General features: G+C 62.8%; 9 protein-coding genes. 6 read left to right on the top strand and 3 right to left on the bottom strand.

What is annotated here, in order from left to right:
• Positions 1-285 precede the first annotated feature (285 nt).
• Positions 286-1,191, bottom strand: a complete 906-nt coding sequence (locus tag ACTJLA_RS24620) for a LysR family transcriptional regulator (protein WP_032896831.1) — start codon at positions 1,189-1,191, stop codon at positions 286-288.
• 213 nt (positions 1,192-1,404) lie between these two features.
• Here ACTJLA_RS24620 and ACTJLA_RS24615 point away from each other — a divergent pair, with 213 nt between their 5' ends.
• The 6 genes from ACTJLA_RS24615 to ACTJLA_RS24590 all read left to right on the top strand — a co-directional run bounded on the left by ACTJLA_RS24615 (position 1,405) and on the right by ACTJLA_RS24590 (position 8,279).
• Entirely contained in the window at positions 1,405-2,016 is a 612-nt protein-coding gene (locus ACTJLA_RS24615) for a cysteine dioxygenase (RefSeq protein WP_014718170.1), read from the top strand.
• On the top strand, positions 2,013-3,596 hold the full coding sequence (locus ACTJLA_RS24610) for a rhodanese-related sulfurtransferase (protein ID WP_314546423.1): 1,584 nt from the start codon (positions 2,013-2,015) through the stop codon (positions 3,594-3,596). Before ACTJLA_RS24615 ends, ACTJLA_RS24610 begins: the two co-directional genes overlap by 4 nt.
• 82 nt (positions 3,597-3,678) lie before the next feature.
• Positions 3,679-4,653, top strand: a complete 975-nt coding sequence (locus tag ACTJLA_RS24605; protein WP_198715413.1) for an ABC transporter substrate-binding protein — start codon at positions 3,679-3,681, stop codon at positions 4,651-4,653.
• A 10-nt stretch (positions 4,654-4,663) separates the two neighbouring features.
• On the top strand, positions 4,664-6,004 hold the full coding sequence (locus ACTJLA_RS24600) for an LLM class flavin-dependent oxidoreductase (RefSeq protein ID WP_034127403.1): 1,341 nt from the start codon (positions 4,664-4,666) through the stop codon (positions 6,002-6,004).
• A 161-nt stretch (positions 6,005-6,165) separates the two neighbouring features.
• Complete coding sequence (locus ACTJLA_RS24595) at positions 6,166-7,335, top strand: acyl-CoA dehydrogenase family protein (RefSeq protein ID WP_057974867.1); 1,170 nt, start codon at positions 6,166-6,168, stop codon at positions 7,333-7,335.
• Entirely contained in the window at positions 7,332-8,279 is a 948-nt protein-coding gene (locus ACTJLA_RS24590; RefSeq protein ID WP_314546417.1) for a D-isomer specific 2-hydroxyacid dehydrogenase family protein, read from the top strand. Before ACTJLA_RS24595 ends, ACTJLA_RS24590 begins: the two co-directional genes overlap by 4 nt.
• Before the next feature lie 106 nt (positions 8,280-8,385).
• Here the strand turns inward: ACTJLA_RS24590 and ACTJLA_RS24585 are convergent, their stop codons facing one another.
• Complete coding sequence (locus tag ACTJLA_RS24585; RefSeq protein WP_314546415.1) at positions 8,386-9,147, bottom strand: TonB family protein; 762 nt, start codon at positions 9,145-9,147, stop codon at positions 8,386-8,388.
• Complete coding sequence (tolR, locus tag ACTJLA_RS24580; protein ID WP_054898666.1) at positions 9,144-9,590, bottom strand: protein TolR; 447 nt, start codon at positions 9,588-9,590, stop codon at positions 9,144-9,146. Before tolR ends, ACTJLA_RS24585 begins: the two co-directional genes overlap by 4 nt.
• Positions 9,591-9,604 lie beyond the last annotated feature (14 nt).

The raw sequence follows: 9,604 nt of genomic DNA, 5'->3' as shown, positions 1-9,604 counted from the left end.
CCGAGTGGTGGGGCAAGAGCCTTTTGCTTACTTTTGGGCTCTTTTCAAAAGTGAGCCGCTGTAAAAGCGGAACCCTAAGTAGCCGTTACCGCAGGAATGGATATGTACTCGGTCTGACACCCTGTATCGGCTGTCAGGCCGCTATCGCAGGCAAGCCAGCTCCCACAGTTGGATTGCGGGGTGTCAGGTAGGTAAATGTCGGCTGGCAGCCCGTCATCGCAGGCGAGCCAGCTCCCACAGTTGGATTGCGGGGTGTCAGGTAGGTAAATGTCGGCTGGCAGAGCGTCAGGCAGCGCTGCGGATCTTGTGCAAAGCATCCGCCACCCATTGACCAAACGCATCCACCGGCCCTTGCAGGTTGCCGAGAAAATGCGGATAGATCAGCCACAAATCCATCACCGGCTTGAAGTCCTTGAGGGGCATCGCCGCCAGGTGCTCGCGATGAGCACTGCGTTCCAGCAACGGACGTGGCACCAGGCCAAGGCCGAGGCCGTCGGCCACCAGGCCCAGTTGCAGTTCGGTGCCGAAGGTTTCCAGGTTCACCCGCAACGCCAGGCCCTGGTCAGACAAGGTGCGCTGCAACCCCGCACGGAACCCGCAACCGTCCGGGTTGAGGATCCAACCGCTCTGGTACACGTCCGCCAGCTTGCAAGGCTTCTTCGGCAACTGCGCCTTGGCACAGACCACCACCAACTCCATCTTGCCGATGGACTCACCGACCAGGTTGTCCGGGAAGATCTTGCCTGCGGGGAACAACGCCACCGCCGCATCCAGTTCGCCGCGTTCAATCTTGCCGACCAATTGGCTGCCCCAGCCGGTGGCAACCTGGGCGCGCAAGTCGGCGTATTCGCTGCGCAGGTGCTTGAGTGCGTCCAGCAGCACCACATCGCCGATGGTCTGCGGTACGCCCAGGCGCAGCACGCCGGTGGGCGGCGCATCGGTAGCCACCAGTTCGCGCAGGGCATCCATCTCGCGCAGGATCAACCGGCATTGCTCATAGACCCGGGTACCGATCAGCGTTGGCTTGAGGGGCTTGGTGTTGCGGTCGAACAACTCCACTCCCAGGGCCTGCTCGAAGTTCTGCACGCGGCGGGTGATGGCTGGCTGGGTCAGCTGCAACGACGCGGCGGCATGGCTGATGGACTGGCAACGAATCACTTCGACAAAGGCATCGATATCGTCAATTTTCATTTGGGCCGCACATACAGATCAGTCATTAAGATGTGCGTGAAGCATAGTGGCCGCACACAGGTCTGGATAGCCCAGCCAGTGATCAATAACGTCTAACACTATTCAAACCGGTTCTAAATTACCTCCGGCTATAAGCTAATCATTAAAAAATAGCATATTAAAAATAAACATTATGCTTAGATAAAAGCATACCAACAGCCCGATGGAATGGTCATGACCCAGGCCCGACACCCCGAGAGACTCAGAGCCTTCATAGGCGCCCTGGCGGAATTGATCGACGGCAACCCGCGTGAAGGCGACCTGCTGCACCGTGGCGGCAAGCTGCTGGCGCAACTGGTCAGCCACGATGATTGGCTGCCCGACGAGTTCGCCCAGCCCGACCCCGAGCGCTACCAGCAATTTTTGCTGCATGCCGATTCGCGCCAGCGGTTCAGCGTGGTCAGCTTTGTATGGGGGCCAGGGCAACGCACGCCGATTCATGATCACAGGGTGTGGGGTCTGATCGGCATGTTGCGCGGCGCGGAGGTTTCCCAGGGGTTTGCCCGGGCACCGGGCGGCGGCCTGGTAGCGCAAGGCGAACCCGTGCAATTGCTGCCGGGCCAGGTCGAGGCGGTGTCGCCCAAAGTCGGCGATATCCATCAGGTCAGCAATGCCCACGGCGACCAAGTGTCCATCAGCATCCACGTATACGGCGCCAATATCGGCGCGGTGCGCCGGGCGGTGTATCAACCCGACGGCAGCGAGAAACTGTTTATCTCCGGTTATTCCAACGCCTATCTCCCGAACATCTGGGACCTGTCCAAAGAAAAGAGCCCTGCCCTATGACCACCCTATCGACCCGCAGCTTTGCGCAGATTCGCCAGGCCCTGTTGGCACGTGAAGAAGTCGCGCTGATCGACGTGCGTGAGGAAGCCCCCTTTGCCGAGGCCCATCCTCTGTTCGCCGCGAATATCCCCTTGTCCAAGCTGGAACTGGAGGTGTACGCGCGCATTCCACGCCGCGATACCCAGGTCACCCTGTACGACAACGGCGAAGGGCTGGCCCAGCGCGCCGCCGAACGCCTGGTTGCACTGGGCTACACCCAGGTCAGCCTGCTGGAGGATGGGCTGGACGGTTGGCGCCGGGCCGGTGGCGAGCTGTTTATCGACGTCAATGTACCCAGCAAGGCGTTTGGCGAACTGGTGGAGAACCAGCGCCACACGCCGTCCCTGGCCGCCGAAGAGGTCCAGGCCCTGCTCGACAGCCAGGCCGATGTGGTGGTGCTCGATGCGCGCCGCTTCGACGAATACCAGACCATGAGCATCCCCAGCAGCATCAGCGTGCCGGGGGCCGAGTTGGTGTTGCGCGCCCGTGAGCTGGCGCCCGATCCAGCCACGCGCATCATCGTCAATTGCGCCGGGCGCACCCGCAGCATTATCGGCACTCAGTCGTTGATCAACGCCGGCCTCCCCAACCCGGTGGCAGCCCTGCGCAACGGCACCATCGGCTGGACCTTGGCCGGGCAGACCCTCGACCATGGCCAGGCGCGCCGCTTTGCGCCGACCTCGGAAAACCATCGCCAACTCGCCGCCCAAAAGGCACATGGTGTTGCCGATAAAGCCGGGGTCAAGCGTGCGACGCTCAATGATCTGCACCGCTGGCAACAGGACGCGACCCGCACCACCTACCTGTTCGATGTGCGCACCGCAGAAGAATTCGAAGCCGGCCACCTGCCGGGCGCCCGCGCCACCCCGGGCGGGCAACTGGTGCAGGAAACCGACCACGTTGCCAGTGTGCGCGGTGCGCGCCTGGTCCTGGTGGACGACGACGGTGTGCGCGCCAATATGTCCGCGTCGTGGCTGGCCCAGTTGGGCTGGCAGGTCTCGGTGCTGGACGACCTGCAAGCCACGCACTTCAGCGAACGCGGTGCATGGGTCGCACCCGTGCCGCCACCGCCCCAGGCCGAACTGATCAGCCCCCACACCCTTGCCGACTGGCTCAGCCATGGCGACACGCAGGTGCTGGACTTCACCGCCAGCGCCAACTACGTGAAACGTCATATCCCGGGCGCCTGGTGGGTGCTGCGCGCGCAACTGCCCGAGGCCCTGAGCAAGGTACCGAGCGCCCAGCGCTATGTGTTGACCTGCGGCAGCAGCCAACTGGCGCGCCTGGCCGTGCCGGAAGTCGAGGCCCTCACCGGCAAGCCGGTCTTTTTGCTGCAGGACGGCACGGCTGGCTGGATCCATGCGCAACTGCCCCTTGAGTCAGGCGAAAGCCACCTGGCGTCCCCGCGTATCGACCGCTACCGCCGCCCGTACGAAGGCACCGACAACCCACGGGAAGCCATGCAGGCTTACCTGGATTGGGAGTTCGGCCTCGTGGAGCAACTGGCCCGCGACGGCACCCATGGCTTCTACGTGATCTGATTCACCGCTGCATCGTTTCGCCCAACCGACCCCTTCTCCAGGCGGAGGTATCTCCCTTTACCCAACGCCTGGAGTTTTTCCCATGCTGTATGCCCTCCCATTCAAACGCCTGCTGTGGGGCGCCGCCCTGGCCTTCGGCGTGCTTTCCACCGTCCAGGCTGGCGACCTGCAACCGCTGCGCGTGGCCAACCAGAAATCCACGATCAAGGCACTGCTGGAAGCCTCGGGCGAAAGCCAGAACGTGCCCTACGAGATCAAATGGTCGGAATTCCCCTCGGCCTCGCCCCTGGGCGAAGCGCTGAACGCCGGCGCTGTGGATGTCGGCGCCCTGGGTGATGCCCCTTATGTGTTCGCCCTCGGCGCCGGTGCCTCGATCAAGGTGATCAGCATCATCCATGCCGAAGGCCGTAACACCACGGCGCTGCTGGTGCCCAAGGATTCGCCGATCAAGACCGCGGCCGACCTCAAGGGCAAGAAGATTGTCACCGGGCGCGGCTCCATCGGGCACTACCTGGCGATCAAGGCCCTGAACGATGCCGGGCTGACCACCCAGGATGTGCAGTTCATCTTCCTGCTGCCCGCCGAATCCCGGCTGGTACTCGACAACGGCACCGCCGATGCCTGGGCGACGTGGGACCCTTACACCACCGTGGTCACCTCACAGAGCAATGCTCGCGTGCTGGTGAGCGGCAAGCACCTGCTGAGCAATCATCTGTACTTCGCCGCTACCGGCCAGGCCATTGCCGACAAGCGCGTGCAACTGGACGACTTTGTCGCCCGCATCGATCGCGCCTACGCCTGGGCCAATACCCATCCCGAGCAATACGCCGCTGCCCAGGCCAAGATCACTGGCCTGCCACTGGCCGTGCATATAGAAGTGGCCCAAGACACCCATCTTTCCCCGGTCACGATTGACGATACGGTGATCCATGGCCTGCAAGCCACCGCCGACACCTATGTAAAAGAAGGCCTGCTGAGCCAACACATCGACGTCTCCCAGGGCTTCGATTCCAGCTTCAACGCCAAGCGTATCCCCCTCGAACAAGCCTCGCGCTAAGGAGCAGAACATGAGCAAGCCACGTCAATTGAAACTCGGTGCCATGGTGCACGGTGTCGGCCACGGTTGGGGCGAATGGCGCCACCCGCAGGCACAACCCGACGCCAGCACGAATTTCGGCTTCTACAAGCAGCAGACCGAACTGGCCGAAGCCGCCCGGTTCGACTTCGTGTTCATCGCCGACAGCCTGCATATCCACCCCAAGTCCAGCCCCCATTACCTCAACCGTTTCGAGCCGCTGACGATCCTCTCGGCCCTGGCCGCGCTGACCACTCATATCGGCCTGGTCGCCACCGTGACCGTCAGTTACACCGAGCCTTACCAGGTAGCACGCCAGTTCGCCTCCCTGGACCACATCAGCGGCGGCCGCGCCGGCTGGAACGTCGTCACCTCGTGGCTGAGTGGCACCGCCGATAACTTCGGCAAGGCCGAGCATCCGCCCCACGCCGTGCGCTACCGCATCGCCAAGGAACACCTGAATGTGGTCAAGGGTCTGTGGGATTCCTGGGAGGACGATGCCTTTGCCTATAACAAACACAGCGGCGAATTCTTCACCCCAGGCAAGTTGCATGCGCTTAACCACAAGGGCGAATTCTTCTCGGTCAAAGGCCCGCTGAACATCGCGCGTTCGCGCCAGGGCCAACCGGCGATTTTCCAGGCGGGCACTTCGGAGGATGGGCGTAACTTTGCCGCCGAAAACGCCGATGCGATTTTTGTGCATGTGGAAACTATCGATGAGGCCAAGGCCTACAGCGCCGATTTGAAACGCCGCGCCAAGGGCTTTGGCCGCGACCCGGACAGCCTGTCGATCCTGCCGGGCATCCGCCCGATTGTCGGGCGCGATGCCGCCGAAGTGGAAAGCCGCTACCAGCAAGCCGTGGCGCTGGTCACTGTGGAAGACGCCATCGTCGCCCTCGGCCGACCGTTCAACGACCATGATTTCAGCCAGTACCCGCTGGATGCGCCCTTCCCTGAACTGGGCGACCTGGGCGCCAACAGCCAGAAAGGTGGCTCCGAACGTATCAAACAACTGGCCCGTGACGAAGGCCTGACCCTGCGCGAAGTGGCCCTGCGTTTCTCGCGGCCCCAGCGCGACTTTGTCGGCACCCCGGAACAGGTCGCGGATGCCATCCAGACCTGGTTCGAGAGCGGCGCCAGCGATGGTTTCATCATCAACTCGGTACTGCCGGATGGCCTGCAGTATTTCACTGAGTTGGTGGTGCCGGTGCTTCAACAGCGAGGGTTGTTCCGTACCGAGTACAGCGGCCACACCCTTCGGGACAATCTCGGCCTGGAAGTGCCAGCGAACCGCTACAGCGTGATCGAAGCCACCGAACAAGCCCTGGCCTGAATGCTACCCCCTGTAGGAGCGAGCTTGCTCGCGAAGAACGCCCACGATAACGCGTACTTCCTGAATAAACGCGGCGCCTGTGAGTTTTTCGCGAGCAAGCTCGCTCCTACAAGGGGGTCAGGGCTTGCCACCCTCCCACATTTTTGACCGAGTACAGACTTATGACTCAACCGTCTCTCAAGGCTGTGGAAGCCGTCGATTTCGACGCCCTGCTTGATCATCTCAGCGCCGAGCTGGCCAGTACCGCGCCCCTCTATGACGAAAGCGGCGCCTTCCCCCACGCTAATTTCAAGCTCCTGCACCAACACCAACTCATCGCCCTGACCGTGCCGAAAAAACTCGGCGGCGGTGGCGCCAGCCTGTCCCAGGCGCGCAAGGTCATCAGCGCCATCGCCAAGGGCGAACCGTCAACGGCATTGATCCTGGTGATGCAATACCTGCAACACGCCCGCCTGCAAGACAACCAGAGCTGGCCCGCACACCTGCGCGTGCAGGTCGCGCAGGAGGCGGTGCAGAACGGCGCGCTGATCAATGCCCTGCGTGTCGAACCTGACCTTGGCACCCCAGCCCGTGGCGGTTTGCCGGCCACCACTGCCGTGCGCACCGCCGACGGCTGGCGTATCAGTGGGCGCAAGCTCTACTCCACCGGCAGCCATGGCCTGAGCTGGTTCAGCGTGTGGGCGCGCAGCGATGACGCCGACCCGCTGGTAGGCGCCTGGCTGGTGCCCAAGGCCAGCCCCGGCGTCAGCATCATCGACACCTGGGACCACTTGGGCATGCGCGCCACCTGCAGCCATGAGGTGGTGTTGGACAACGTATGGGTGCCCCTGGACCATGCGGTCAGCGTCAGCCCCTGGAGCGCCCCGCAAGCGGAGCTGGATGGCGAAGGATTCCTCTGGATGTCGGTGTTGTTGTCCTCGGTGTACGACGCCGTGGCCCAGGCGGCACGAGACTGGCTGGTGGACTGGCTGGAGGAGCGCAAGCCGTCGAATCTCGGCGCGGCACTGTCCACCCTGCCGCGTTTTCAGGAGACCGTCGGCCATATCGACACTTTGCTGTTCGCCAACCGTAGCCTGCTCGATGCTGCTGCCGCAGGCCACACGCCGACGGCCAATGCCGCACAAGTGAAGTACCTGGTGACCGGCAATGCGATCCGTGCGGTCGAACTGGCCATCGAAGCCTCGGGCAACCCTGGCTTGTCACGGCACAGCCCACTGCAACGGCATTACCGCGATGTGCTGTGTAGCCGCGTCCACACTCCGCAAAATGACGCCGTGCTGCAAGGCGTCGGCAAGGCTGTGTTCAACCAGCGCCAAAAGGAACGCACATGAGCCAGGTGATTATTGCCAGCCAACTGGAAGAAGATTACAACCAGGTGATCCGAGAGCGCCTTGCCCCACTGCACCCCGAAGCCCAGGTAATCGGCGTGCCGGTCGGTGTGCCCAGTGACTTGCCGCCCCACGCCAATATCCTGCTGCTGCGCCCGATCAATGTGCGGGGCTACACCGCCCCCGACACCCCGCCACCGGGCTGGCCCTACGGCGCACAGTGGGTGCACCTGGTGTCGTCGGGTATCGACTTCTACCCCCAGTGGCTATTCAACGGCCCACCCGTGACCACTTCCCGTGGCAGCGCCGCCGATAACCTGGCCGAGTTCGCCCTGGCGGCGATCTTTGCCGCGGCCAAGCATTTGCCGGACATCTGGGTAAAGGATGCCCAGTGGCAGTTCACCGCGCTGCGCCCGCTCAAGGGCACCACGCTGGGCCTTTTGGGCTTTGGCGCGATTGGCACAAGCCTGGCGCAAAAGGCTCTGGCACTGGGGCTCAAGGTGGTGGCGCTGCGTCAAAGCACAACCCCGTTCGGCCTCGATGGCGTGGAAGCGGCCAAGGACATCCACGACCTGTTTGCCCGCGCCGATCACCTGGTGGTGGCGGCCCCCCTGACCGAAGCAACGCGGCATATCATCGATCGTAATGTACTGGCCAGCGCAAAGCCGGGGCTGCACCTGATCAATATCGCCCGCGGTGGCCTGCTCGATCAGCAAGCGCTGTTGCACGCGTTGGATAACGGCCAGATCGGCCTGGCTTCCCTCGACGTCACCGAGCCAGAGCCACTGCCCGATGGGCATCCGCTGTACAGCCATCCAAGGGTACGGCTGTCGCCGCATACTTCGGCTATTTCGACCCGCAGCAAGGAGGAAATTGCGGATACGTTCCTGGCTAATCTGGAACGGTATGTGGCGGGCCTTGAGTTAAGTAACCTCGCGAATGTCTGACGGCTTGCCCACAAAGGGGGGGCCAGCCACTGAATATTCAACTGAGCCACCGCTATCGCAGGCAAGCCAGCTCCCACACTGGTTTTGGGAAGGTGGCTGGAGAAGCTCATTTGATGCGGTAGTGGAAGGTGTTGCGCACTGCCGGTACGGCAACAGCCTTGCCATCGACGATTCTCGGCTGGTAGCGAAAAGTATTGGCCGCCGCCAATGAGGGCCTGATGAACAACGGGTGACAGCCGTCCAATACCTTGGGGTTTTCCACGTGCCCCTGGGTGTTGACGGTGTATTCCACCGAGCAGTCGCCTTCGATGTTCTTGTCCAGGGCACGTTCGGGGTAGTCGGGGGCGGCCTTGCTCAAGGGTTGGTACTGGCGGCTGTCGAATGCAGGGGTAGGCGCAGGCACGGCGGCTCGGGCTTTTTCCGAAGCGGCACGCTCCTGACTCAGACGTTGCTGTTCCAACGCCCGATTGCGCTGCTCGGTCGCCATGCGCTGCTGTTGTTGCTCGAGTTTCTTTTCTTCAACCCGCTTGCGCGCCAGCGCGGCTTTCTCGAGCTTTTGCGCCTGCACCTGCGGATCAACCGTCGGCCTGGTCGGTACCGGGATCACAACAGGTTCTGACAGCGCGGCAGCTACGGGCTCGGGTGTCGGCACAGGCGCCGGCGCCGGAGCGGGTAAAACCACCAACTGCGTGTGCATCACCCGCGGCGCATCCACCCCTGGTCGCTCCGTCGACCAGCCCAGCATCAACGCCACTGCCACCGCACCATGCAGCGCCACGGCCAGACTCGCTGCCAGGCTTTTACGCCATAAACCATCGCCGTTGGGCGCCAAGGCCAGTGCCGGACTGTGCATGATCATCGCCGTCATTGCGGGGCCTCGGTGACGAGCCCAAGATTGCTGACGCCGCCCTTCTGCAGCACCGCCATGGCCGCCACTACACGGCCATAACCTGCATTGTCGTCAGCACGGATATACACCTGGGTATCGCTGCGCGCCGCCACCACCTGCATGACCTTGGCGCTCATTTCTTCCAGGGTCACCGCGCTGTCGGTCTGCTGGAGCGTATCCAGCTCGCCACCCAGGTTCCAGTAGTAGCCACCGTCCGCCTTCACCGACAACGTCAGGATCTGCTGGCGCGTATCGGTGGCCAGCGCCTCGGCGGCGACCTTGGGTAGTTCGATCTTCACGCCCTGGGTGAGCATGGGCGCGGTGACCATGAAGATCACCAGCAGCACCAGCATCACGTCGATGTAGGGCACCACATTCATCTCGGCCTTGGGCCCGTGCTTGCGTTGCGGCCTGATCAACATCGCTTTGCTCCTTG

Origin of the sequence: Pseudomonas sp. 22072, from assembly GCF_052046095.1 — a bacterium.
Classification (GTDB): domain Bacteria; phylum Pseudomonadota; class Gammaproteobacteria; order Pseudomonadales; family Pseudomonadaceae; genus Aquipseudomonas; species Aquipseudomonas paracarnis.
The sequence above is the reverse complement of the archived record's forward strand: the minus strand, read 5'-3'. Positions and strand labels throughout refer to the sequence as shown.

Coding starts and splice junctions, on each gene's coding strand:
- ACTJLA_RS24615 (WP_014718170.1), top strand. CDS start 1,405: ATGACCCAGGCCCGACACCCCGAGAGACTCAGAGCCTTCATAGGCGCC.
- ACTJLA_RS24595 (WP_057974867.1), top strand. CDS start 6,166: ATGACTCAACCGTCTCTCAAGGCTGTGGAAGCCGTCGATTTCGACGCC.
- ACTJLA_RS24585 (WP_314546415.1), bottom strand. CDS start 9,147: ATGACGGCGATGATCATGCACAGTCCGGCACTGGCCTTGGCGCCCAAC.
- tolR (WP_054898666.1), bottom strand. CDS start 9,590: ATGTTGATCAGGCCGCAACGCAAGCACGGGCCCAAGGCCGAGATGAAT.
- ACTJLA_RS24600 (WP_034127403.1), top strand. CDS start 4,664: ATGAGCAAGCCACGTCAATTGAAACTCGGTGCCATGGTGCACGGTGTC.
- ACTJLA_RS24590 (WP_314546417.1), top strand. CDS start 7,332: ATGAGCCAGGTGATTATTGCCAGCCAACTGGAAGAAGATTACAACCAG.
- ACTJLA_RS24620 (WP_032896831.1), bottom strand. CDS start 1,191: ATGAAAATTGACGATATCGATGCCTTTGTCGAAGTGATTCGTTGCCAG.
- ACTJLA_RS24605 (WP_198715413.1), top strand. CDS start 3,679: ATGCTGTATGCCCTCCCATTCAAACGCCTGCTGTGGGGCGCCGCCCTG.
- ACTJLA_RS24610 (WP_314546423.1), top strand. CDS start 2,013: ATGACCACCCTATCGACCCGCAGCTTTGCGCAGATTCGCCAGGCCCTG.